Here is a 24,509-nt window from a genome sequence, read left to right on the forward strand (position 1 = left end):
ATGTGGATCACCCGCGTCTCGATCCGCAACCCCGTCTTCGCGACCATGGTCATGGTCGCGCTGTGCGTGCTGGGCGTCTTTTCCTACATGCGGCTGGGTGTCGAGCAGATGCCCGACATCGCGCTGCCCGGGGCCTACGTCGAGGTGTCGTACCCGGGCGCTTCGCCCGAGGCCGTCGAGCGTGAGATCACCAAGCCGCTGGAGGAGTCGGTCAACGGCATCGCCGGCGTCAAGCGCCTGACCTCGCGCAGCTTCGAGGGCCGCAGCCAGACCAGCATCGAGTTCACGCTGGACACCGACATGGGCCGCGCGATGCAGGACGTGCGCGACCGCGTCGCCGCGGCGCAGGCACGTTTCCCCGACGACGCCAAGCCGCCGCTGATCAACCGCTTCGACAACGAGAACTCGCAGCCGGTCGTCGCGCTGGCGCTGCTGTCGGACACGCGCAGCCAGCGCGAGCTGTCGATCATCGCCGACCAGGTGGTGAGCCGCCGGCTGCAGCGTGTCGACGGTGTCGCCCGCGTCGACGTCAGCGGCCTGGCGCTGCGCGAGGTGCGCATCGACCTCGACCCCGAACGCCTGCGCGCCTACGCGGTGACGCCGGCCGAGGTGGCCAAGGCGCTGGACGAGGCCAATGCAGACGAGCCGGTGGGCCTGCTCAGCAACGAGCGCGCCGACGCCATCCTGCGGGTCGAGGGCCGCGTGCGCGACCCGCGCGAGTTCGAGAACACCATCGTCGCGCACCGCAACGGCCTGCCGCTGCGCCTGGGTGACCTGGGCCGGCTGGTCGAGCGCGAGCGCGAGCCCGACTCGTTCGCCCGGCTCAACGGCCGCACGGCGATCAACTTCAACGTCTTCAAGCAGCAGGACGCGAACATCGTCGCCACTGGCGAGAAGGTCAAGGAGGCGATGGACGAACTCGGCCGCACGCTGCCGCCGGACACCCAGATCGAGCTCGTCTACGCCGCCAGCGACTGGGTCAAGGGCTCGCTCGTCGGCCTGCGCCACACGCTGATCGAAGGCGCGCTGCTGACGGTGGCCATCGTCTTCCTGTTCCTGCACTCGTGGCGCAGCACGGTCATCACCGGGCTGACGCTGCCGATCGCGGTGATCTCCAGCTTCATCGCCGTGCACGCCTTCGGCTTCACGCTGAACTTCATGACGATGATGGCCTTGTCGCTGTGCATCGGCCTGCTGATCGACGACGCGATCGTCGTGCGCGAGAACATCGTGCGCCACGTGCACATGGGCAAGGACCACTACACCGCCGCCGACGAAGGCACGCGCGAGATCGGCCTGGCGGTGATGGCGACGACCTTCGCGATCTGCGCGGTGTTCGTGCCGGTGGCCTTCATGGGCGGGATCATCGGCAAGTTCTTCTACCCGTTCGGCATCACCGTCGTCGTCGCGGTGCTGGTCAGCCTGTTCGTCAGCTTCACGCTCGACCCGATGCTGTCCAGCGTCTGGCGCGACCCGCCGTCGGCGCGCCTGGCGCGGCTGCCGGTCATCGGCGCGATGCTGCGCGGCGTCGACCGCGGCATGGACGGGCTGCACACGGTCTACGAGCGCCTGATCCGCTGGGCCTTCGGCCCCAAGCGCTGGCGCCTGTTCGGCGTGCCGGCCTTCGCCCGGCCTTTCGGCGCCGACGGCCGGCGCGACCGCAGCCAGCGCCGCTGCTGGCGCTGGGCGACGCTGACGCCGCGCGGCGTCGTGATGGCCACCGGCGGCGCGAGCTTCGTCGCCGCGCTGATGCTGGCGCCGCTGGTCGGCTCGGAGTTCGTGCCGCAGACCGACCAGGGCTTCACGCAGCTGTCGATCCGCATGCCGGTGGGCTCCAGCCTGGAGCGCAGCGACGCCAAGGTGCGCCAGGTCGAGGAGATCGTCGCCTCGTTCCCCGAGGTCAAGAACGTCGCCACCAGCGTCGGCGGCCAGGGGGCCGGGCTTTCGACCGGGCGCAACCAGGCGGTGCTGAACATCGGCCTCGTCGACCGCCGCGAACGTGACCGCACGCAGAAGCAGGTCGAGGACGCGATCCGCGAGCGCATCGCGGCGATCCCGGGCATCGAGACCTCGGTCGGCTTCGACCGCCCGATCTACGTCGCCATCCTCGGCAGCGACCCCGAAGGCCTGGCGCGTGTGGCCAGCGACTTCGCCGAGAAGGTGAAGAAGATCCCCGGCATCGCCGACGTCGAGCTGTCGGTCAAGCCCGGCGTGCCGGCCTATGCGGTGCGGCTGCTGCCGGCGGCGGTGCGCGAGCTCGGCCTGACCGCGCCGCAGCTGGCGTCGAGCCTGCGCGCCTACGTCAACGGCGAGGTCGCGACCTACTGGACGACGCCCGACGGCGAGCAGGTCGAGGTGCTGCTGCGCCTGCCGCAGGACGCGCGCCAGGAGCTCGAACAGATGCGCAAGCTGCCGGTGGCCTTCGCCAAGGACGGCACGCCGATCCCGCTGGACGCGGTGGCCTCGATCGAGTCGGTGGTCAACCCGGAAGTCATCCGGCGCCAGAACCTGCAGCGCCGCGAGGCGATCTTCGCCGGGGTGCAGGGGCGCCCGGCCGGCGACGTCGGCGCCGACGTGCAGAAGCTGATCGCCGAGACCTCGCTGCCGCCGGGTTTCACCTTCGACGTCGGCGGCCAGACCAAGGACCAGAACGAGGCCTTCACGGCGATGCTCGGCGCGATGGCGCTGGCGGTGATCTTCATCTACATCGTGCTGGCCAGCCAGTTCGGCAGCTTCGTGCAGCCGGTGGCGATCATGGCCTCGCTGCCGCTGTCGCTGATCGGCGTGATGATCGCGCTGCTGGTCTCGGGCTCGACGCTCAACGTCTTCTCGATGATCGGCCTGGTGATGCTGATGGGCCTGGTGACGAAGAACGCGATCCTGCTCGTCGATTTCGCCAACCACGCCCGGCGCGACGGCGCCAGCGTGCCCGAGGCGCTGCTGCAGGCCGGGCTGACGCGCATGCGGCCGATCGTCATGACGACCGCGGCGATGGTCTTCGGCATGCTGCCGCTGGCGATGGCGCTCAACGACGGCGGCGAGATCCAGGCGCCGATGGGCCGGGCGATCATCGGCGGCGTCATCACCTCGACGCTGCTGACGCTCGTCGTCGTGCCGGTGCTCTACAGCTACCTGGTGCGTGATCGCAAGCCGAAACCGGCGCCGGCGGCCGAGCCCGGCGGCGGGGTGCTGCCGGCCGGGGCGAGTGCCGACCGCGACTGACGCGGGAGCGTTGAACGAGAAGGCCGCCTGAGGGCGGCCTTCTTCTTGGAGGTGGGTGTTATCACGCAGATGGCCAATGTCATGCTAAATCAAGGGCTTAGGTCATTCTGAGACCCGGTCCGCGACGCAATTAGGGGCCCGTGCGGGCGCGCTACGACCTGGGTCGGGTCAGGCACTCGTGGGCATGACGCCCCCGCCATGCCGATCACCTCACCGCGCCGCCACCTCCTGCCGCTCGCGCTCGCCGCGGCTCTCGCCGGCTGCAGCACGGTCCCGCAGGACGCTGGCGCTCCCCTCCCGACCCGGTCGGCGCCCTTGCGAGCCCTGAACCCGGATGTCCGCCCTGAAACCAACCAGCAGACCATCTGCGTGCCGGGCTACACGGTCTCCATCCGTCCTTAGACGAGCTTCACCAACGGCGTCAAGCTGAAGCTGATGTGGGGCGCGAACCTCCCAGCGGACCGCGCCGCCGACTTCAAGCATGACCACCGCGTTGCCCTAGCTCTGGGCAGGCGCCCTCGGGCGCTGGAGAACCTGACACACCAGCCCTGGGAAGGCGAGGCCGGCGCCAAGCGCAAGGACAGGCTCGAGCGCCGGCTGCAGCAACTGGTCTGCTCGGGCAAAGTGGCTCTCGACCGGGCGTAAGGCGCCCCCTACTTCGATTGGGAGACCGCGTACGGCGAGTTTGTCGGCAGCCGATAGCCGCGTGGACTTTAGATAGGCGCACAAGCCGCGCGAATCCAACACCGCATGCCGCCCGATGCACTTAGCGGCTGCAACACCTTCCGTGCCGTCACGAAGGGCTTCCTAAACCGTGTCGAGGAGTGGACACCTTGCTTCCGCGCGCTGAGGCTATCGAGCTGGTTCAGTCGCTCTCCCGGCCGACGCGCTCAGGCCTTCGACCCCGAGGTCTTGTTGTCGCGCCCTGCGTCGATGAGCACGATGTCCTCCCGACCCTGGAGCTTAAGGTCGCGGAGGATGTTGGTCACCTTATCGAGCTCGGCCTCTGAGAAGTACAGGATGACCTTGACCGCCTTCTCAGTCTGGCTGGCCTTGGCATAGACCTCGACCTGCTTCTCAAGATTGCGTCGAAGGCTTGAGTTGCTCGCCAGCTTGAACTCCACAAGGCTGGCGTTTTTCTTCCCCTTCGAAACCTTGTAGTCCACCGGCCCGCGGCCGTTGTTGACCTCAGCGTTGACGTCGTAAGCGGTGGCGTACCAGGTCAGCCGGTACATGATGTGAAGGTCGCTCTCGCGCTTCACCGGCTGACCGTCAACGTAGAAGACCCGGTACCCGTCGTTGTCCTCAATGACGTGTTTCAGGTATTTCACGCGCTGCAGGGCCTCCTCGTACGAGTCACCGCGCTCGTAGAACTCGGTACCGGCTAGGTGCTTCAGCACTAGCTCGCGGATGTTCTCGACGAACTGGCGGTGTGTCTCCTGCACCTTCTGGCTGCTGACGGCGTGGGCTTCGTCAGCGTGCTCTTCCTTCCACTTGATGTAGTGGTCAATCAGCTCAGTGAACTGCTCGATAGTCCGCAAGGCTGCCTTCTTGCGCTCGTCCTGCGTTGACCTGTCCGTGATTTGCCGAAGGAAGTGGTCGTTGACCTGCGCGCGCAGGTGTTCGTCCGGCAGCGAAGTTCGCAGCTGGAAGAACTGGCTGAGCATGTCGCCTTGGTTAATCCAGGCCTCGTCGCGCGTCAGGATTTCGCACGGGGTAAGGATGACGTAGTCGTTGTCATGCCAGGGCAGCGTGAAGTGCCCAGACTGCCACCGACGGGTCTCGTAGTTGAACTGAACTCGGTCGACATGCACGCGCCGTAGCCGTTCAGGCGCGATGTGCCTCGTGGCGAAGTCCTCTGTGTACTTCAGCAGCCAGCCCTTGATGAGGTTCGTCGTGAAGTCGCTGAGGTGGTCGCGGCCAACGCCGCCGCTCAAAAGTCCCAGTTTCTCCAGATGGGAGCTCCGGGTCATGGTCTCTTCGCCGAAGTTGCGGAACACGCGCTTGAAGTTCCGGGTCAGCGCGTCGGCGAAGTGCCGTCCTAAGCCCGTGCCACTGTTCCCTTGCTGGCTGAATCCAAGCCAGTTCTGCTTGACCTCGCGGAAGAACAACCACTGAGAGATGGCGCCCTCGGTCAGCTCGTCGGCCTGTGCGCGGTCTCGGACGAAGACCAAGTACTTGATGATGCCGTCGTGCAGCTCACGCAGCTCGGGTCGCTCGCTGTCGAACAGCAAAAAGGGGTCGACGAACAAGGGCAGGTCGTTGACCAGCGCGATGTTGAAGGCGCCATGCGCCTCGAGAATATCCTGCTCGACGCCGAACACATCGGAGAAGTAAATCATCCGTTCCCGCCTCCTTAAAGTCTTCGGGCATGTGCCAAGGCTTTAGCTCTTTCGGCCCGAACGGATTGTCGCCGAGCATCAAGAGCGGCTCATGCTAACCCGACGTCGGGCCGCTGACAGGGAGGCGGCGACTTAGACGGTCCAGCCCAATCCCAACGCGTCCGATACTCTTTCGAGCATGCGCTTCTTGTTTGGCGTTTTGCAGTGCGTCATGACGAACTGGCCACCCGCTGGTTTGGATCCAAATGGGTACTTGGTCGATTTCGTCTTGGAGACAAGAGGTTCGCCTGCGAAGACGTAGCCGAGACCTGCGACTTTGGTCAGGTCCGCGGCAACAAGTGCGGCGACGAACGTGCCTGCTGCCGTGACTTCTGCGATGACTGTTCCGACCGGTGTCAGCACGCGCAGGAAAGTGGACGTCGCGCTCGGAATTGGAGACGGAGGTGGTGGAAGCACAGGCGGCGGTGGCGGCGGAGTCGCGGGGCGGGTCAGCCCGAGCGCCACGCTGTAGCTGAGGAACTGCTTGACGAGGCCATCGGCCATGGCGACGTGCTCGGCGTCCATGCTTTCCAACCGAAGCCGTTTGACCTCGAGAGAGCTTGACAACGGCGACTGTTCAAGTCGGTAGTCGAGCGCGCTGAGCGTGTCGTACAGCTTTGCTTCGCCGTAGTCGAGATACCGGGAGAGGCCCTGGTACCGCATCATCAGCATGACTCGCCGCTGTCCAATCTTTTCGTTGGTCTTGTGGTTGCGCAGCCGCACCGAAAGGTCGACAGACTTCCCGACGTAGACCGTCGAGTCCTCGGCCTGAAGGATGTAGAGGCCCGGCGAGCCACCGGCGCTTTCCAGCAGCCGCTTGAACTGGTCTTTGGACGCAACGAGTACGACCAGCGAGGTGTGCTGGTCAGTGGATTTGAAGAAGAAGTTTCCGAAGTCCGGGGGTGAGCTGTCGAGGACGAGTTCGGCGATGGGCATGGCGGTTTCAGCAAGGGGCTGCCTCGTCTAGGCACGCCTGCCCAGCCGGGCTGTCCCGTCGTCGTACCCCCGCAGGGCCGGGATGCCTTACCATTGGCGTCAAGGCGTCTGAGCCGAACCTGTTCCCGGGTTAAAGCAGACACAGCACTTCGCGCCACCGAACGGACTTCAATCCGGGTCGATGCGTAATCGGGAAACGTCGACCACGCAGATTGGAGTGCCGTATGGCCGCCACACCACTGTGCGAGGCACCGCTCGCCGCCCTGAAGAAGTCGCTCCGCGACGAGTTCCCCCACGTCAAGTCGTCGCACCTGAGCGAGGCGCTGGCCCACAGCCTGGGCTTCCGGACCTATGCCGCGATGCAGGCAGCGATGGTCGGGCCTGAGCAAGACCGCCCCTTCGCCCTGCTGCAGACGCAGCGGTTCGTGGAGCGCCTGAAACAGCTCGGCTACGAGGTCGACCCGGAGTTCGACTTCGAGATGACCATCCTCACGCCCGTGCCGGGTGTCGTCTCGACGGTGCCGGACTCTGCCTACGACATTGAATACAAGACGACCCGGCAGAAGGCCTGGCGCAACCTGTTGGTCTGCGCCGTGAACGCCGCCCTGGAGCAGAAGCTGTTCACCCTCCGGCCTGGCGACAACCGCTTCCCGGACAAGATGCGCCGAGGCGAGGTCTTCGACTTCGTACTGCCCAACGGTCTGCCGGCCCGTGGGTCGGTCTCAGATGCTGGCTTCAACGAGCTGTCTGTGCACGCCGCGGTGAATCCCAAGGGCGACATGGTCCGCGCCTTCAACGGCGGCTTCGACGCCGGTGACGCCTTCGGCACTACCTGGGTGGAGCGCGAGCGCGGCGCGTGGATGCAGTCGTCAGACAGCTCGTTCAACTGCCGGAAGGGCCTGCTGGACCATCTTGCCGCGCTGCAGGTCGAGCCGATGGGCTACGGCGACCGCGGGCGGGTCATTATGTGAGGCGTAGCGGGCCCGTTTTCACGTCGCGACGGGCCCGCGCACCAGAGCACATCTGGCGCTAACGAGAACAACAACTTCAGGAGGCCTGCTTGCACGCGATTCCCTTCGAAATCCCGCCGCCCAAAAACGAGGCGGACTTCGAACGCATGTGCGCACACGTGTACGGCGTCGTCTTCGATGACCGGATGCCCAAGATGAACGGCCGTCGTGGCCAAGTTCAGGGCGGTGTTGACGTCTTCGTGAAGGAAGCTGGCGTCGGGCGGGTCGGTATCCAGTGCAAGAAGTACACGATGAAGCCTGTCAAGTGGGACGACGTCGTGGACGAGGTCGGAAAGGCCGACAAGCACGGCACGCCCATCAAAAAGCTCATTCTGGCTACCACCGCGCCGAACGACGCGGCCTTGCTGAAGAAGGTTCAGGAACTCTCCGACGCGCGCGAAGCCAAGGGGCTGTTCCCAGTTGAGGTGGAGTTCTGGGAAGACATCTGCAATCACATTGACCGGTTCCCGGTCCTTCAAGACAGCTACGCACCGAACAGCCCTGGCGCCGCCTACCACCGACAGGACGCGGCTCTCAGCAACTTGCAGACCCTTGTCCTGGAGCAGCGCGACACGCTGCTCGGCATGTCTGCGCTTCCAACTGCCCGGCTCGACTCCGTCGACCGGCTCATCTCGGACCAGCTAGACCGAACCAACGAACTCCTGAAGGCGGGTCGATACCGCGACGCGCTCGACCACCTGGCCGTCGTCGGCAAAGACCTTGGGCCCTTCGATGCCCACCAGAAGGCTCGCTGGTACCTGCAGAAGGGCCTCAGCCTATGGTTCATGCGTGTCGATGACGGGGAGTCAGCCCAGTTGTTCCTGAAGGCGTACGAGCTCTACCCGGACGACGAACGCATGGCTGCTGCTCAGGTCCGCGGGCTCATGCTTGAGAAGAAGTTGCCCGAGGCTCGTTCTGCGGGAGAGGCTGCGCTCGAGCGGTTCCCCGATTCCCAGCAAGTCTGGTTCGCGCTGGCCAACGCCCGCCTCGTTCAGGGCGAGCTGGTTCGGATGTCTGACGTGCCTGAGGCGTTAAAACAAGAGCCCGATACGTTGCAGTTCGTGGCGCAGGCTGAGCTCAAAGCTGGGAACCTGGACGCAGCCATCAAGTTCAGCCAGGAGGCGGCCAACCATCCCGCAGCTGCGTTCTTCATCCGGGCCAACGCGCTTCGCATCGCCGCCGAGTGCGGCTCGAGGTTCCCGGTAGGTGCGATGGCGGGCGCGCTGCCGGTGCGTGAGACCAAGGCACTCGAGTTCGCGGTCGCTCAGTTCAACCCGTGGCATGAGCGCCTGTGGCAGGTTCAGTCCGAGTCAGTGACGGAGACTGTCGCCCACCTCGGCTACGCGTTGTTGATGCTGCACCGCTTCGGCGACGCACTGGCTCTTGCCAAGGACGCTGAGGCGCACGGACATCGCTCCGCCGAGATTCTCCGCACCCAGGTGACCGCTCTCTTTGAGCTGGACCGTGAAACTGAGCTTCTCGCTCTTGCGACGGGGCGTCTGGCCGATATGAACGACGCCAGCTTGACTGTCGTGGGTCAAATCGCCGCTAAGAACGGAAATCTGGCGCTGTTGAAGCAGACGCTGGACGCAGCGCTGGCGCGAGACCCCGTCGACAGCGAGACGGCTGAGCTGCTTGCTGCCCTCCGCTGGGACGCGTTGACCCGAGCCGACCAGCAGGACGCTGCCGTCAGCGAGGTGATTGCAGCCAAAGTCGCTGAGACCGGCGGTCTCATTACTGCCTGCGTCGCGGCGCGCGTCCTCAACCGGGCAGGCCGCGCGTTGGAGGCCGACGCCATCGTGCAACGCGCCAAGTCCTTGGTCACCGAGGAGAGCAACGACGGCCAACGGCTGATGCTGGCGGAATTGCTGTTCTCCATGGGGCGATTCTCCAAGGCCGCGGCCCTTTTCGAGCGGCTGGTGACGCCCGGTCGCCTTTCCGACCTGCACAACAGGCTGCTCGCGTGCTACGTGCGGTCTCACAACCGGCGCAAGGCCAAGGAGCTGCTCGAAGGTCTGCCCGCAGAGTGGGTTGACAACGACGAAACCCGCAGCCTCGCCATCGAGCTAGGGCAGCAAGCGGCCGACTGGGCCTTCGTGCGCCCGTTGATGGACGCCCAGTTGAAGAAGCATCCGATCGCGGCTGGAAGCTGGGTCTTCAAGATGGGCGTGAGCCTGCACTCATCGACGCCGCCTGAGTTTCAGAACGACCTTCGCAGTGTCCCGGAGCTGCTTGAGGGCCGCATTCGGCCGATGGCGCAGCTGGCTACGCTTGAACTCCGCTACGGAGAGGCGGAGCGAGGTATGCGCCGGCTCTATCGAATGCTCCGCAGCAATCTGGATGAGCCGGAGGCGCTGTCGGCGTACTTCATTTCGGTCGTCGCCGCACCCGGCGCGTTGCCGCTCATGGACGAGAAACTCCCGGCGGTCGTCCCCGGCAGCTGCGTCACGCTGGTTGACGAGTTCGGACAGGCTACGCAGCTGGTCATCGACCCGTCGGACGTTGGCGAGTTGCCGAAGCGCGCCGGCTACGCGGACCAAGCCGCGCCCGAGGCGGCGGCGATGCTTGGTGCTGTCGTCGGGCAACAGGTCAGCCTTCCAGCCCTCGCGTTTGGCGACACGAAGGCCTATACGGTGACCGCCATCCAGTCTGCGTACCGACACATGCTGAAGGTCGTGCAGGAGCGGGCCAGTGCACTGGGCGGACTGCCGCACATGAAGATGGTCCCTGTCGGCATGACCGGCGACGGGGAGCGCGACCTCGCGCACATGAAGGCCGAAGTCATGCGCTCTTCGGCCATGGTGCGGCAGCTCTTCGACGTTTACGCCACGGGGCACATGACGCTCTCCGGCTTCGCCGAACGTCAGGGTCGCAGCACCGTTGAAGCCGTCTTGGGCTGGCCATCTGAAGGACCGCCGCTCTTTGTCGGTACGGGCATCGAGGCAGAGCGCGTTGCCGCGCTTCAGCTGCTCGCACGACCCGACGCGGTCTACGTCATCGACGCCATGACCATCGCCGAACTCGTCAATCTTGGGGTTCAAGAGGCGCTCGGTCACCTCCCAAAGGTGCTCGTGTCGTCAGTGACCAAGACGATGCTGGAAGGGTTCGTGCGCGAGGCCGAAGAAGACCGAAGTGTCGCGACCAGCACGGAAGTCGAAGGGCAGCTTGCCCTCATCGAGCACGACGCCCGGTACCACGCGCGCCGCATCGAGTTCTTCAAGGCGCTGCTTGTTGCAGTCGAGCAGTACTGCGAAGTGCAGCCGGCCTACGGCGAGCTTCCGAACGAAGGCGAAGTGCCGCGCCTGGCCGAAGTACTCCAGGACGAAGAACTGGATGTCCTGCTATTGGCCAAGTCGGCGGGGGCTACGGTCTTGACGCTGGATGGTCGGTTCCGCTCTGTCCTGGAAGTGGTAGCCAAGGTTCCCGGCGTCTGGCCCCAAGCTCTGCTGATGCACTGCGCAACCAAAGATTTGGTCGACCCGATGAAGCTGGCGGCGGCAACCATTCGCCAGTTTCTGTCCAACCGTAGCTTCGTTTCGCTGGGCTCCGGAGACCTCACGTGGATGGTCTTGCAAGGCGGTGCGTACCTGCAGCAAGGCATGCGCCGCTTCAAGGGCTACCTCTCGTCGCCCGATACCGAGTTCGCTTCGACGGTGAGCGTCGCGTTCGAGTTCTTGTCGCGAATCGCGACTCTGAACATCCATCTCGGCGCCTTCGGGGAATTGTTCGAGCACGTCGTCGAGGCGGCCATGCGGCACAAGCAATGCCCCGCCGACTTCCACCTTGCCGTTTCGAACTTCGTCGAGGAGCTTACGGATTCGCTCAGTGGCAGGGAGCACCTGTACGGGGCTGTCAATGTCCAACGAGGCCGGCGCGTCTACCTGCAACGGCAGTTCTTGGCGCAGCGCTTTGTTCGCGCCCGTGACCGTCTGAAGGAGGCGCCGGACAATCGTCCAGTCGCTGTGCGCGCAGTCTTCTGCAGCCCCATTCCTTGGTTGGTCGCCGACAAGTCGAACACCGCCCCTGATGCCGCGGCGGAGTTACAGCAGCCGGCACCAGGTGAGGGGCAGCCTTCGGGAGAGGCTGCCGCCACTGCCGAGACGGCTACGAAGGCGAGTCACCCTGGCAAGGCCTTCCTGGTTGCTGCGCTCAAACCGAGGTTCGGTCGGGGCTGACCGGGTTGCCCGCTCCCTATGGCGGGCCGTCCCTATGATGTGGTGATGCGTGCCTCCCACGCACCCCACCGTTGCAAGCCAAGACGTGTGCTGCACCCGGACGATGTCCAGCCGCTCGCGGGAGCGCTCTTGGGCCCCGGCCAGGGCGGCACGCTCGTTGAGGAGCCACTTGAGGTCGGGTGGCGTTCGCTGAGACGCCGTCAGTTGCCGCGGCTGGGTCGGTCGGCTCCGCCTGGGGCTGGGCTTGCAGCGAGGTTAGCGAAGACTGGCTGGGAGACGAGGACTGGGGCATGGAGGTAGCGCATGAGGGCACACTACCTCTGTGAAGGGACGCGTTCAGTTAAGGTGGACGCGCCCGGAGACCTGGAAACAGGTTTTCTAGTCCCCTTGGGCCATCAGCGAGATAACACCCTTGGAGGCGCGTCGCGCGCTCAGCGGATGCGCTTGTCGCTCGCCGCGTCGAACAGGTGCGCGTGTTCGGCTGCCCAGTGCAGATGCACCGTGCCGCCGACCCGGCCCTCGGCGGTGCCGGGCAGGCGCGCGGTCAGCTTGCCGGCCACGGTGTGGGCGGTCATGTAGGTCTCGGGGCCGGTCGGCTCGACGATGACGAGTTCGCCCGGCAGGCCCTGCTCGCCCAGGCAGACGTTCTCGGGCCGCAGGCCGTAGATCACGTCGCCGCTGCCGCCGGCCAGCGCCTGGCGCTGCGCGGCGGTGAGCGGCAGCGCGTGGCCGGCGGCCGTCAGGCCGCCGTCGGCGCTGCGCTGGGCGACGATCATGTTCATCGCCGGCGAGCCGATGAACTCGGCGACGAAGCGCGTCGCCGGCCGGGTGTAGATCTCGTGCGGCGAGCCCAACTGCTGCACGGCGCCGTCCTTCATCACCGCGATGTGGTCGCCCAGCGTCATTGCCTCGACCTGGTCGTGCGTGACGTAGACCGTCGTCGTCTGCGTGCGCTGGTGCAGCAGCTTGATCTCGGCGCGCATCTCGACGCGCAGCTTGGCGTCCAGGTTGGACAGCGGCTCGTCGAACAGGAACAGCTTGGGGTCGCGCGCCAGCGCGCGGCCCATCGCGACGCGCTGGCGCTGGCCGCCCGACAGCGCGCCGGGCTTGCGGTCGAGCAGGTGGTCGATCTGCAGCATCTTGGCGACACGCTGCACGGCCGCCTCGCGCTCGGCCTTGGGCACCTTGCGCATCTCCAGCGCGAAGGCGATGTTCTGGCGCACGTCCATGTTGGGGTACAGGGCGTAGCTCTGGAACACCATCGCGATGTCGCGGTCCTTGCTGGGCACGTCGGTGACGTCGCGGCCGTCGATGAAGATGCGGCCCGAGCTCGGCGCGTCCAGGCCGGCGATCATGTTCAGCAGCGTGCTCTTGCCGCAGCCCGAGGGGCCCACGAGGATCAGGAAGTCGCCGGCCTCGACCTCGATGTCGATGCCTTTCAGGATCTCGGTCTTGCCGAAGGCCTTGCGCACGGAGCGGATGGACAGGGCTCCCATGGTTCAGCCTTTCACCGCGCCGGCCGTCAGGCCGCGCACGAAGTACTTGCCGGCGACGACGTAGACGAAGAGGGTGGGGAGCGCCGCGATCAGTGCCGCGGCCATGTCGACGTTGTATTCCTTCACGCTGCTGGAGGTGTTGGCGAGGTTGTTGAGACCGACGGTCACGGGTTTGCTGTCGGCGCCGGAGAAGACGACGCCGTAGAGGAAGTCGTTCCAGATGTTGGTGAACTGCCAGATCAGCGTCACGACGAGGATCGGCGTGGACAGCGGCAGGATGATGCGCGTGAAGATCTTCCAGAAGCCGGCGCCGTCGAGCATCGCGGCCTTGATCAGCTCGTCGGGCAGGCCGACGTAGTAGTTGCGGAAGAACAGCGTCGTGCTCGGGATGCCGGCGACGACGTGCACCAGGATCAGGCCCCAGATCGAGCTGGCGATGCCCAGCCAGCCGAGCACCTGGCTCATCGGCAGCAGCACCACCTGCATCGGCATGAAGACGCCGAACAGCATCAGCGCGAACATCGTCTCGCTGCCGCGGAAGCGCCACTTCGACAGCACGTAGCCGTTGATCGAGCCGATCGCCGTCGACACCAGCACCGCCGGCACGACCATCAGCACCGAGTTCATGAAGAAGGGCTTCAGGCCGCCGCAGTCGGTGCCTGTGCAGGCGCTGCTCCAGGCCCGCGCCCAGGCGTCGAGGCTGGGGCTCGTGGGCAGCGACAGCAGGCTGCCGGCACGCACCTGGTCCATGTCCTTCAGCGACGTGGTGACCATCACGTACAGCGGCGTCAGGAACCAGGCCGCGAACAGCAGCAGGGCCGCCCACAGCAGGGCGCGTTGCACGGCGTGGCGGCTCATCGTTTGGCCCTCAGTTCGCTGTAGAGATAGGGCACGACGATCGCGGCCACCGTGGCCAGCATCACCGTCGCGCTGGCCGCGCCCAGGCCGATCTGGCCGCGCGAGAAGGCCATCGCGTACATGAAGGTCGCCGGCAGGTCGGTGGCGTAGCCGGGGCCGCCGGCGGTCAGCGCCATCACCAGGTCGAAGCTCTTGATCGCCAGGTGGCTGACGACCATCAGCGTGCTGAAGAACACGGGCCTGAGCGTCGGGATGACGATGCGCCAGTAGATCAGCGGCAGGCTCGCGCCGTCGACCTGCGCGGCCTTGATGACCGAGTCGTCGATGCCGCGCAGCCCGGCCAGGAACAGCGCCATCACGAAGCCCGCGCTCTGCCAGACGCCGGCGATCGCGACGCAGTAGATCGCCTTCTCCGGGTCGACCAGCCAGCCGAAGCTGAAGCTCTCGAAGCCCCATTGCTGGACCACGTGCTCCAGCCCCAGACCGGGGTTCAGGATCCACTTCCAGGCCGTGCCGGTGACGATGAACGAGATCGCCATCGGGTACAGGTAGATCGTGCGCAGCAGGCCTTCGGCGCGGATCTTCTGGTCCAGCAGGATGGCCAGCAGCAGGCCCAGGGCCATCGCGCCGCCGATGAACAGCGTTCCGAAGATGCCCATGTTGACGAGCGCGACGTGGAAGCGCTCGTTGTCGAACAGGCGCACGTACTGCTCCAGCCCGACGAACTCGTAGTTGGGCAGCAGGCGCGAGGCCGACAGCGACAGGTAGCCGTTCCAGGCGATCAGCCCGTAGATGAACAGGAACGACAGGACGAAGGACGGCGCGACGACCAGCTTGGGCAGCCAGCGTGCGCCCGCGGGCGATGAAGACGGCATGGAGGCGGCACGGCAGACGCGCCGCGTCCCGCTGGCGGGGAACGCGGCGCGTCGGTTCTACGGCGGGTTTACTGCGCCTTCGCGGCGTTGGCGATGCGCGTCATCGCGTCCTTGGCGCTCATCTTGTCGCTGTTCCAGAACTGGCTGACGACGTCCTTGATCGCGCCTTCGATGGCCGGGGCGACGGCCATGCCGTGGGCGATCGACGGCACCAGGCCGCCGTTCTTCGACGTCGCGACGAAGTCCTTGGCCGACAGCCTGGCGCAGTCGTCGAACTTGTCCATGTTCATGCCCAGGCGCACCGGGATCGAGCCCTTGTTGAGGTTGAACACCTGCTGGAAGTCCGGCGACATGATGGCCGCGGCCAGCGCCTTCTGGGCCTTGGTGTTCTCGGCGTTCTTCAGCTTGAACATCGCGAACGAGTCGATGTTGAAGGTGAAGGCCTGCGGCGTGCCCGGAGCCGGGGCGCAGACGAAGTCCTTGCCCGGCAGCTTGCCGGCGGCGACGAACTCGCCCTTGGCCCAGTCGCCCATCAGCTGCATGCCGGCTTCGCCCTTGATGACCATCGCGGTCGCCAGGTTCCAGTCGCGGCCCGGGGCGTTGCGGTCGGTGTAGCCCTTCACGCGCTTGAAGGTCGTCAGCACCTTCTCCATCGTCGGGCTGTTCAGCGTCGCCGGGTCGAGCTGCACCAGGGCCTTGCGGTAGAACTCGGTGCCGCCGACACCCAGCGCCACGCTCTCGAAGGTGGTGAAGTCCTGCCAGTTCTGGCCGCCGTGCGCGACGGGGATGATGCCGGCCTTCTTCAGCGCCTCGGCGGCGACGAAGAACTCGTCCCAGGTCGTCGGCACCTTGGCGCCGGCCTTCTTGAAGGCTTCCGGGTTGGCCCACAGCCAGTTCACGCGGTGCACGTTCACCGGTGCGGCGATGTAGTTGCCCTTGTACTTCATCACGTCGGCCACCGCCTTGGGCAGCACGGCGTCCCAGTTCTCGGCCTTGGCGACGTCGTCGATGTTGGCGAGCACGCCTTCGGCGGCCCATTCCTGCAGCGCCGGGCCCTTGATCTGCGCCGCGGCCGGGGCGTTGCCCGAGACCACACGCGACTTCAGCACCGTCATCGCCGAGTCGCCGCCGCCACCGGCGACCGCGAAATCCTTCCAGGTGTGGCCCTTGGCCTGCATCGTGGCCTTCAGGGCTGCAGCGGCCTTGGCCTCGCCGCCGCTGGTCCACCAGTGCAGGACCTCGACTTCGCCGGCCTGGGCCATGCCACAGGCGGCCAGTGCGGCGGCGGCCGCCAGGGTGCGGATGGGGGTGTTCTTCATGTCCGTCTACCTCGTGTGCGCCGCTCGTGGCGGCTGTCGTTCGTGGTGGGTCGTGCGAGGTGCCGGGTGCCACGCGCAGTGTCGCCCGGGCCTCGCCGCGACGAGGATGCGCCGCTACGTGGGCCAGATCAAGGGCCGTAACCCCGTGGAATCCGATGAAAGCGCGCGTTGAGGGGCGGGCGCAACGTCGGCCCCCCTGCGCTTGACTCGGGCTGCGGCCTCGCGCTTGGCGGACCGCAGCGGCCTCAGCATTCGACGATGTTCACCGCCAGGCCGCCGCGGGCCGTCTCCTTGTACTTGGTCAGCATGTCGGCGCCGGTCTCGCGCATCGTCTTGATGACCTGGTCCAGGCTGACCTTGTGCGTGCCGTCGCCGCGCAGCGCGATGCGTGCGGCGTTGATCGCCTTCACCGCGCCCATCGCGTTGCGTTCGATGCAGGGGATCTGCACCAGGCCGCCGACCGGGTCGCAGGTCAGGCCCAGGTGGTGCTCCATGCCGATCTCGGCGGCGTTCTCGGCCTGCGCCGGGCTGCCGCCGAGCACCGCGCACAAGGCCCCGGCGGCCATCGAGCAGGCGACGCCGACCTCGCCCTGGCAGCCGACCTCGGCGCCGGAGATGCTGGCGTTCTCCTTGTAGAGCAGGCCGATGGCACCGGCGGTCAGCAGGAAGTCGACGACACCGCGTTCGCTGGCGCCGGGCACGAAGCGTTGGTAGTAGTGCAGCACCGCGGGCACGATGCCGGCGGCGCCGTTGGTCGGCGCGGTGACGACACGGCCGCCGGCGGCGTTCTCCTCGTTGGCGGCGAGCGCGAAGAGGTTCACCCAGTCGAGCACCGCCAGCGGGTCGGCCGGCGTGCCGTCGGGCGCCTGCGCCTGCAGCGCCTCGGCCAGGTCGGGGGCACGCCGCTGCACCTTGAAGCCGCCGGGCAGCGTGCCGCGGGTGCGCATGCCGCGCGCCACGCACTGCTGCATCACCTGCCAGATCGCCAGCAGGCCGGCGTCGATCTCGGCGTCGGTACGCCAATGGCGCTCGTTGCGGCGCATCACGCCGGCGATGTCGCAGCCCAGCTCGGTGCTCAGCGCCAGCAATTCGGCGCCGGTGTGGAACGGGTGCGGCAGCACGGTCGTGTCGGGCGCGATCACCGGGTGCCGGCTGCCGTCGGCCGCGACCTCGTCGCTGACGACGAAACCGCCGCCCACCGAGTAGTAGCGGCGCTCGGCCAGCAGCGCGCCGGCGGCGTCCCAGGCCGCGAAGGCCATGCCGTTGGCGTGGAACGGCAGGGTCTCGCGGCGGTGGAACTTCAGGTCGCGCGTTTCGATGAAGTCCACCGCCTGGCGGCCCAGCAGCGCGAGGCGGGCGCTGGCGCGGATCGCGGCCAGCAGCGCCGGCACCTCGTCGATCGGCACCGTGTCGGGCTCGTGGCCGGCCAGGCCCAGCAGCACCGCGGTGTCGCTGCCGTGGCCCTTGCCGGTGGCGCCCAGCGAGCCGTAGAGCCAGGCGCCGACACGCGCCGTGCGCTCCAGCAGGCCGTCGTGCGCCAGCCGCGAGACGAACAGCCGCGCGGCGCGCATCGGGCCGACGGTGTGGCTGCTGCTCGGCCCGATGCCGATCTTGAAGAGGTCGAAGACGGAAACGGCCATCGTGACCTCCAACGATGGCGGGCGCGGCGCCGGCCGCGCCCGCGGCCTCAGGCGTAGTCGGCCATCGGCGGGCAGCTGCAGCTGAGGTTGCGGTCACCCCAGACGTTGTCCACGCGGCCCACCGGCGACCAGTACTTGTGGCGGCGCAGCGCTGGCACCGGGTAGGCGGCTTCCTCGCGGCCGTAGGCGTGCGGCCACTCGGCCGCGAGCAGCACCTCGGCGGTGTGCGGGGCGTGCTTCAGCGGGTTGTCCTCGCGCGGCCAGGCTCCGGCCTCGACCTTCGCGATCTCGGCGCGGATGGCGATCATCGCGTCGCAGAAGCGGTCCAGCTCGACCAGCGGCTCGCTCTCGGTCGGCTCGACCATCAGCGTGCCGGGCACCGGGAAACTCAGCGTCGGGGCGTGAAAACCGTAGTCGATGAGGCGCTTGGCGACGTCCTCGGCGCTGACGCCGCTGGTCTCCTTCAGCGGCCGCAGGTCGAGGATGCACTCGTGCGCGACACCGCCGCCGGCGATGCCTTCGATGCCGCCGCTGTAGTGGATGTCGTAGTAAGGCGCCAGCCGCGCGGCGATGTAGTTGGCGCTGAGGATCGCCGTCTCGGTGGCCTGGCGCAGGCCGTCGGCGCCCATCATGCGCACGTACATCCAGCTGATCGGCAGCACGCCGGCGTTGCCCAGCGGCGCGGCGCTGACGGCGCCCACCGGCGCGGCGGCGTCGCCGTGGCCGGGCAGGAAGGGCACGAGGTCGGCGACGACGCAGACCGGGCCGACGCCCGGGCCGCCGCCGCCGTGCGGGATGCAGAAGGTCTTGTGCAGGTTCAGGTGGCTGACGTCGCCGCCGAACTCGCCCGGCGCCGCCAGGCCGACGAGCGCGTTCATGTTCGCGCCGTCGACGTAGACCCGGCCGCCGTGGCGGTGCACGATCTCGCAGAGCTGCTTGACGCCCGGCTCGAAGACACCGTAGGTCGACGGGTAGGTGATCATCACGCAGGCCAGGCGCTCGGCGTGCTGGACGCACTTGGCCTCGAGGTCGGCGAGGTCGACGTTGCCGTTGGCGTCGCACTTGACGACGACGACCGACAGGCCCGCCATCTGCGCGCTCGCCGGGTTGGTGCCGTGCGCCGACTCGGGGATCAGGCAGAGGTCGCGCTTCGCGTCGCCGCGCGAGGCGTGCCAGCCGCGGATCGCCAGCAGGCCGGCGTACTCGCCTTGCGAGCCGGCGTTGGGCTGCAGGCTGATGCCGGCGTAGCCGGTGGCCTCGGCCAGCCAGGCGCAGAGCTGGTCGTTCATCTCCCAGACGCCGGCCAGCTGGTCGCGCGGCGCGAACGGGTGCAGGTTGGCGAACTCCGGCCAGGTGATGGGGATCATCTCGCTGGTCGCGTTGAGCTTCATCGTGCACGAGCCCAGCGGGATCATCGTGCGGTCCAGCGCCAGGTCCTGGTCCGACAGGCGGCGCAGGTAGCGCAGCATCTCGGTCTCGCTGTGGTGCGAGTTGAAGACCGGGTGCGTCAGGAAGGCGCTGCTGCGGCGCAGCGCCTCGGGCAGCAGCGGCTCGACGCCGCGCTCGTATTCGTCGATCGACGGCAGCGTCGCGCCGTCGGGCGCGAACCAGCGCCAGAGGTCGGCGATGTCGGCGCGGCTCGTGGTCTCGTCCAGCGCCGCGGCGACACGCGTCGCCGACAGCCGGCGCAGGTTGGCGCCGTCGGCCAGCGCACGCGCCATCACCGCGTCGGCGCGCTCGCCGAGCTCGACGGCGACGGTGTCGAAGCCGGCTTCGGTCAGCACCTCCAGGCCCATCGTGCGCAGGCCGGCGGCCAGCGCCGCGGCGTAGGCGGCGACACGCTGGGCGATGCGCTTCAGGCCCGCCGGGCCGTGGTAGACGGCGTACATCGACGCCAGCACCGCCGGCAGCACCTGGGCGGTGCAGATGTTGGACGTCGCCTTCTCGCGGCGGATGTGCTGCTCGCGCGTCTGCAGCGCCAGGCGGTAGGCCGGGCGGCCGTGCACGTCGACGCTGACGCCGACGAGGCGGCCGGGCATCGCGCGCTTGTGCTCGTCGCGGCAGGCCAGGTAGGCGGCGTGCGGGCCGCCGGCGGCCATCGGCACGCCGAAACGCTGCGTCGTGCCGACGGCGATGTCGGCACCGAACTCGCCCGGCGGCACGAGCAGCGTCAGCGCCAGCAGGTCGGCGGCGACGACGAAGGCTGCCTGCTTGGCGTGCACCGCGTCGGCCAGCGCGCGCAGGTCGTGCACCGTGCCGTCGGTGGCCGGGTATTGCGCGACGACGGCGAAATACTCGCCGCCGTCGTCGGCGAGCGTGGCAAACGGCCGCACGTCGACCGCCAGCCCCAGCGGCTCGGCGCGTGTGCGCAGCACCTCGATCGTCTGCGGGTGGCAGTCGTCGGCGACGCGGATCGTGTCCGACTTGGCGCGCACGCTGCGCCGGGCCAGCGTCATCGCCTCGGCGACGGCGGTGGCCTCGTCGAGCATCGAGGCGTTGGCGATCGCCATGCCGGTCAGCTCGGCGATCATGGTCTGGAAGTTGACCAGCGCCTGAAGCCGCCCCTGCGAGATCTCGGCCTGGTAAGGCGTGTAGGCCGTGTACCAGGCGGGGTTCTCGAGCACGTTGCGCAGCACCACCGTCGGCGTGCGCGTGCCGTGGTAGCCCTGGCCGATGAAGCTGCGCAGCGTGCGGTTCTTCGCCGCGATCGCACGCAGCTCGGCCAGCGCCTGGTGCTCGGGCACCGGCGCCGGCAGCTGCATCGGCTGCGGCCGGGCGATGGCACGCGGCACCACCGCCTCGATCAGCGCCTGCCGCGAGGCGGCGCCGATCACCGACAGCATCTGCCGTTCCTCGGCTTCGTTGGGCCCGAGGTGGCGGGCGGCGAACTCGTCGTGGTGCTCGAGCTCGGCGAGCGTGGGAAGGGCAGACATCAGCATGGGCGGCGGGACTGCTAGAGGGGGTGGGATCAGAGCGTCTTCAGCAAGGCGTCGTAGGCGGGCGGGTCCATCAGCTGGTCGAACTCGGCCATGTCGGCGACGCGGACCTTGAAGAACCAGCCGTTGCCCATCGGGTCGCTGTTGGCCAGCGCCGGCTCGTCGCGCAGCGCCTCGTTGACCTCGACGATCTCGCCGCTGACCGGCATGTAGAGGTCGGCGGCGGCCTTCACCGACTCGACGACGCCGGCCACCTCGCCCTTCTTGAACGTGCGGCCGACCTCGGGCAGCTCGACGAAGACGACGTCACCGAGCGCGTCCTGCGCGTGCGGCGTGATGCCGACGACCGCGGCCTCGTGGTCCTCGATGTTGATCCATTCGTGGTCGGGGGTGAACATGGTGGTCATCGGCTTCTCCTGAAGATTTCAACCGCGGTGGTAGCGGTGGGGTTGGAACGGCATCGCGGTCACGCGCATCGGCAGGCGTTTGCCTCGCACTTCGGCGTAAACCTCGTGTTCGGGGGCGGCGTGGTCACGCGGCAGGTAGGCCATCGCGATCGGACGGTCGACCCCGGGCGCCAGCGTACCGCTGGTCACGCGGCCCAGCGCATGGCCGTGGGCGTCGACGATGGCCGTGCCTTCGCGCACCGGCACACGTTCCAGGCCGACGAGGCCGACACGCTTGCGCAGCGCGCCGCCGGCCAGATGGCGCTCGATCGCCGCCGTGCCGGGGTAGCCGCCTTCGCGTGCGCCGCCGGGGCGACGCACCTTCTGGATCGCCCAGCTGAGGCCGGCTTCGACCGGCGAGGTGTTCGCGTCGATGTCGTGGCCGTACAGGCACAGCCCGGCTTCGAGGCGCAGCGTGTCGCGTGCGCCCAGGCCGGCGGGCTTGACCTCGGGCAGCGCCAGCAGCGCCGAGGCCAGCGCCTCGGCCCGTTCGGCCGGCACCGAGATCTCGAAGCCGTCTTCGCCGGTGTAGCCCGAGCGCGTGACGAAGCAGGGCGCGTCGGCCAGCTCGAACACGCCGCCGGTCATGAACACGAGGTCCTTCACGCCGGGGTTCAGCCGCGCCAGCGCGTCGGCGGCCAGCGGGCCCTGCAGCGCCAGCAGCGCGCGTTCGGGCAAACCGACGACGGTGCAGCGGTGGCCGATGTTCGTCTGCAGGTGGCGCAGGTCGGCGTCCTTGCAGCCGGCGTTGACGACGAGGAACAGGTCGCCGAAGCCGGTGCCCGGCGCGGGGCGCGAGATCATCAGGTCGTCGAGCAGGCCGCCGTGCTCGTTGGTGAAGAAGGCGTAGCGCTGGCGGCCGACCGCGAGGTCGACGACGTCCACCGGCACCAGCGTCTCCAGCGCGGCCGCGGCGTCGGCGCCCGACAGCCGCACCTGGCCCATGTGCGAGACGTCGAACAGCGCGGCGGCGTTGCGGCACTGGCGGTGCTCGGCGATCAGGCCGTCGCGGTACTGCACCGGCATCGCATAGCCGGCGAACGGCACCAAACGTGCACCGAGGCTCAGGTGCAGGTCGTGCAGGGGCGTCTTCAGAAGGTCGCTCACGGCGGACTCCATCGAGGGCATCGTCTTCGGATCGCCGGCTGTCGCCGACGCACGTGCCCCCGCTGTCCGCTTTACCTGAGAGATTCGGAAGCCACCCCGGCGGTGGTCCTTGCCCCTTCGGTGGGCCGCCGCTCGTTGGAAGCGGCAGCCTCTCTCCAGTGAGGTGGAAAGCCAGTCCTTTTGCCTGAGCGTTCGGGCTGGACCCTGCGCCTTCGGCGGCCCGCTCGAGGCGGGCTCTCTCCTGACGGCGCGCAGTGTATCAGCGCCCATCCGGCGCTGCGCACCCGCCACGGCCGTGGGGCCGAGGCAGCCTCGTGTCAGCCGCGTGCTTAACATCGGCCGCGCACCGACAGGAGACCGGGCATGAGCATCTACGAGCAGCATCTGGACCGCAACGCGGCCAACCACGTGGCGCTGTCGCCGACGAGTTTCGTCGAGCGCAGCGCCGAGGTTTTCGGCGACCTGCCGGCCGTGATCCACGGCGCGCGGCGCTACACCTGGGCCCAGGTGCGCGAGCGCAGCGCCCGGCTCGCGGCGGCGCTGCGCTCGCTGGGCGTGGGCCGCGGCACGACGGTCAGCGTGATGCTGCCCAACACGCCGGAGATGGTCGAGGCGCACTACGCGGTGCCGGCGGTCAACGCCGTGCTCAACACGCTGAACACGCGGCTGGACGCGCCGCTGCTGGCCTGGCAGATGAACCACTGCGAGACCGCGGTGCTGATCACCGACCGCGAGTTCGGCCCGCTGATGGCCGACGCGCTGGCGCGGCTGAAGGCCGAACACGGCCGCGAGCCGGTCGTCATCGACGTCTGCGACAGCGAATACACCGGCCGCGGCGACCGTGTCGGCACGCTGGAATACGAGGAACTGCTGGCCGCGCACGCGCCGCTGGCGCGCCTGGAAGGCCCGGCCGACGAGTGGGACGCGATCGCCGTCAGCTACACCAGCGGCACGACGGGCGACCCCAAGGGCGTCGTCACCCACCACCGCGGCGCCTACCTGAACGCGGTCGGCAACGCGGCGACCTGGACCATGCCGCACTTCCCGACCTACCTGTGGACGCTGCCGATGTTCCACTGCAACGGCTGGTGCTTCCCCTGGACCGTGGCGATGCTGGGCGGCACGCATGTCTGCCTGCGCCGCGTCGAGCCGAAAGCGATCCTCGACGCGATGCGCGAGCACGGCGTCGACCACTACTGCGCCGCGCCGATCGTGCACGGCCTGATCATCAACGCGCCGGCCGACTGGCGCGAGGGCATCACGCAGCAGGTGCGCGGCATGGTCGCCGGCGCCGCGCCGCCGGCAGCGATGATCGAAGGCATGGCGAAGATCGGCTTCGACATCACCCACGTCTACGGCCTGACCGAGGTCTACGGCCCGGCCGCGGTGGCGGTGAAGCGAGCCGCCTGGAGCGAGGCCGACCTCTCCGAGCAGACGCGGCTCAACGGCCGCCAGGGCGTGCGCTACGCGCTGCAGGAAGGCATGACGGTGCTCGACCCGGAGACGATGGCCGAGGTGCCGGCCGACGGCCAGACGATGGGCGAGATCATGTTCCGCGGCAACATCGTCATGAAGGGCTACCTGAAGAACCCGTCGGCGACCGACAAGGCCTTCGCCGGCGGCTGGTTCCACACCGGCGACCTGGCGGTCATCGAGCCCGACCGCTACGTCAAGATCCGCGACCGCAGCAAGGACATCATCATCTCCGGCGGCGAGAACATCAGCTCGCTGGAAGTCGAGGACGCGCTGTACCGCCACCCCGCGGTGCTGGCCTGCGCGGTGGTCGCCAAGCCCGACCCGAAGTGGGGCGAGACGCCGGTGGCCTACGTCGAGCTGAAGCTGGGCGTCGACGTCACGGCCGACGAGCTGATCGCGCACTGCAAGCGCGTGCTCGCCGGCTACAAGGTGCCCAAGGAGATCCGCTTCGAGACGATCCCGAAGACCAGCACCGGCAAGATCCAGAAGTTCCAGCTGCGCCAGCGGGCCAGGAGCTCGTCGGCGATCGAATGAGTCGTTCCTCTCCCTCTCCCGCTTGCGGGAGAGGGTTGGGGTGAGGGTGGCGGCAGACCCCGGNNNCNCNCNCNCNCNCGCGCGCGCGCGCGCGCGCG

The 24,509-nt window shown here is 68.0% G+C and carries 14 protein-coding genes and 1 riboswitch; of the genes, 4 read left to right on the forward strand and 10 right to left on the reverse strand.

What is annotated here, in order from left to right; genetic code table 11:
- Positions 1-3,222, forward strand: coding sequence for an efflux RND transporter permease subunit (locus tag RBXJA2T_RS12660; RefSeq protein WP_009857779.1), 3,222 nt, complete (start codon positions 1-3; stop codon positions 3,220-3,222).
- Between the two features lie 890 nt (positions 3,223-4,112).
- On the opposite strand, the gene RBXJA2T_RS12670 is transcribed toward RBXJA2T_RS12660, so the two are convergent.
- Complete coding sequence (locus tag RBXJA2T_RS12670) at positions 4,113-5,564, reverse strand: DUF8370 family protein (RefSeq protein WP_009857781.1); 1,452 nt, start codon at positions 5,562-5,564, stop codon at positions 4,113-4,115.
- A gap of 132 nt (positions 5,565-5,696) precedes the next feature.
- Positions 5,697-6,539, reverse strand: coding sequence for a GIY-YIG nuclease family protein (locus RBXJA2T_RS12675; protein ID WP_009857782.1), 843 nt, complete (start codon positions 6,537-6,539; stop codon positions 5,697-5,699).
- 224 nt (positions 6,540-6,763) lie between these two features.
- Here RBXJA2T_RS12675 and RBXJA2T_RS12680 point away from each other — a divergent pair, with 224 nt between their 5' ends.
- Positions 6,764-7,510 carry a hypothetical protein gene (locus RBXJA2T_RS12680; protein WP_009857783.1) on the forward strand — a complete coding sequence of 249 codons (747 nt, stop codon included), beginning with the start codon at positions 6,764-6,766 and terminating at the stop codon, positions 7,508-7,510.
- Between the two features lie 89 nt (positions 7,511-7,599).
- Entirely contained in the window at positions 7,600-11,724 is a 4,125-nt protein-coding gene (locus RBXJA2T_RS19525) for a PIN domain-containing protein (RefSeq protein ID WP_009857784.1), read from the forward strand.
- Between the two features lie 431 nt (positions 11,725-12,155).
- Here the strand turns inward: RBXJA2T_RS19525 and RBXJA2T_RS12690 are convergent, their stop codons facing one another.
- From RBXJA2T_RS12690 to gcvT, 8 genes are all read right to left on the reverse strand, one after another.
- Positions 12,156-13,220: an ABC transporter ATP-binding protein gene (locus RBXJA2T_RS12690; protein ID WP_029718873.1), complete on the reverse strand. Its 1,065-nt coding sequence runs from the start codon at positions 13,218-13,220 to the stop codon at positions 12,156-12,158.
- A 3-nt stretch (positions 13,221-13,223) separates the two neighbouring features.
- Positions 13,224-14,078, reverse strand: coding sequence for a carbohydrate ABC transporter permease (locus RBXJA2T_RS12695; protein ID WP_009857786.1), 855 nt, complete (start codon positions 14,076-14,078; stop codon positions 13,224-13,226).
- A complete protein-coding gene (locus RBXJA2T_RS12700) occupies positions 14,075-14,953 on the reverse strand; it encodes a carbohydrate ABC transporter permease (protein WP_009857787.1) in 879 nt (292 codons plus the stop codon). The genes RBXJA2T_RS12695 and RBXJA2T_RS12700 overlap by 4 nt, the downstream gene beginning before the upstream one ends.
- A gap of 68 nt (positions 14,954-15,021) precedes the next feature.
- Complete coding sequence (locus RBXJA2T_RS12705) at positions 15,022-16,272, reverse strand: ABC transporter substrate-binding protein (RefSeq protein WP_009857788.1); 1,251 nt, start codon at positions 16,270-16,272, stop codon at positions 15,022-15,024.
- 245 nt (positions 16,273-16,517) lie between these two features.
- A complete protein-coding gene (locus tag RBXJA2T_RS12710) occupies positions 16,518-17,912 on the reverse strand; it encodes an L-serine ammonia-lyase (RefSeq protein WP_009857789.1) in 1,395 nt (464 codons plus the stop codon).
- A gap of 47 nt (positions 17,913-17,959) precedes the next feature.
- Positions 17,960-20,851, reverse strand: coding sequence for an aminomethyl-transferring glycine dehydrogenase (gcvP, locus tag RBXJA2T_RS12715; protein WP_009857790.1), 2,892 nt, complete (start codon positions 20,849-20,851; stop codon positions 17,960-17,962).
- Positions 20,852-20,880: 29 nt separating this feature from the next.
- A complete protein-coding gene (gcvH, locus tag RBXJA2T_RS12720) occupies positions 20,881-21,255 on the reverse strand; it encodes a glycine cleavage system protein GcvH (RefSeq protein ID WP_009857791.1) in 375 nt (124 codons plus the stop codon).
- 18 nt (positions 21,256-21,273) lie between these two features.
- Positions 21,274-22,413 carry a glycine cleavage system aminomethyltransferase GcvT gene (gcvT, locus tag RBXJA2T_RS12725; RefSeq protein ID WP_009857792.1) on the reverse strand — a complete coding sequence of 380 codons (1,140 nt, stop codon included), beginning with the start codon at positions 22,411-22,413 and terminating at the stop codon, positions 21,274-21,276.
- A gap of 40 nt (positions 22,414-22,453) precedes the next feature.
- Positions 22,454-22,570: riboswitch (glycine riboswitch) on the reverse strand.
- A gap of 194 nt (positions 22,571-22,764) precedes the next feature.
- Between gcvT and RBXJA2T_RS12730 the strand changes: the two genes are divergently transcribed.
- The gene (locus tag RBXJA2T_RS12730) at positions 22,765-24,411 is read left to right on the forward strand and encodes an acyl-CoA synthetase (protein ID WP_009857793.1); all 1,647 of its coding nucleotides are present in this window, start codon (positions 22,765-22,767) and stop codon (positions 24,409-24,411) included.
- Positions 24,412-24,509 lie beyond the last annotated feature (98 nt).

Source organism: Rubrivivax benzoatilyticus JA2 = ATCC BAA-35, assembly GCF_000190375.1.
GTDB classification, from domain to species: Bacteria; Pseudomonadota; Gammaproteobacteria; order Burkholderiales; family Burkholderiaceae_C; genus Rubrivivax; species Rubrivivax benzoatilyticus.

Bases quoted from the DNA above. Each gene is read 5' to 3' on its own strand.
- RBXJA2T_RS12660 (WP_009857779.1), top strand. From the start codon at position 1: ATGTGGATCACCCGCGTCTCGATCCGCAACCCCGTCTTCGCGACCATG.
- RBXJA2T_RS12670 (WP_009857781.1), bottom strand. From the start codon at position 5,564: ATGATTTACTTCTCCGATGTGTTCGGCGTCGAGCAGGATATTCTCGAG.
- RBXJA2T_RS12675 (WP_009857782.1), bottom strand. From the start codon at position 6,539: ATGCCCATCGCCGAACTCGTCCTCGACAGCTCACCCCCGGACTTCGGA.
- RBXJA2T_RS12680 (WP_009857783.1), top strand. From the start codon at position 6,764: ATGGCCGCCACACCACTGTGCGAGGCACCGCTCGCCGCCCTGAAGAAG.
- RBXJA2T_RS12690 (WP_029718873.1), bottom strand. From the start codon at position 13,220: ATGGGAGCCCTGTCCATCCGCTCCGTGCGCAAGGCCTTCGGCAAGACC.
- RBXJA2T_RS12695 (WP_009857786.1), bottom strand. From the start codon at position 14,078: ATGAGCCGCCACGCCGTGCAACGCGCCCTGCTGTGGGCGGCCCTGCTG.
- RBXJA2T_RS12700 (WP_009857787.1), bottom strand. From the start codon at position 14,953: ATGCCGTCTTCATCGCCCGCGGGCGCACGCTGGCTGCCCAAGCTGGTC.
- RBXJA2T_RS12705 (WP_009857788.1), bottom strand. From the start codon at position 16,272: ATGAAGAACACCCCCATCCGCACCCTGGCGGCCGCCGCCGCACTGGCC.
- RBXJA2T_RS12710 (WP_009857789.1), bottom strand. From the start codon at position 17,912: ATGGCCGTTTCCGTCTTCGACCTCTTCAAGATCGGCATCGGGCCGAGC.
- gcvP (WP_009857790.1), bottom strand. From the start codon at position 20,851: ATGCTGATGTCTGCCCTTCCCACGCTCGCCGAGCTCGAGCACCACGAC.
- gcvH (WP_009857791.1), bottom strand. From the start codon at position 21,255: ATGACCACCATGTTCACCCCCGACCACGAATGGATCAACATCGAGGAC.
- gcvT (WP_009857792.1), bottom strand. From the start codon at position 22,413: ATGGAGTCCGCCGTGAGCGACCTTCTGAAGACGCCCCTGCACGACCTG.
- RBXJA2T_RS12730 (WP_009857793.1), top strand. From the start codon at position 22,765: ATGAGCATCTACGAGCAGCATCTGGACCGCAACGCGGCCAACCACGTG.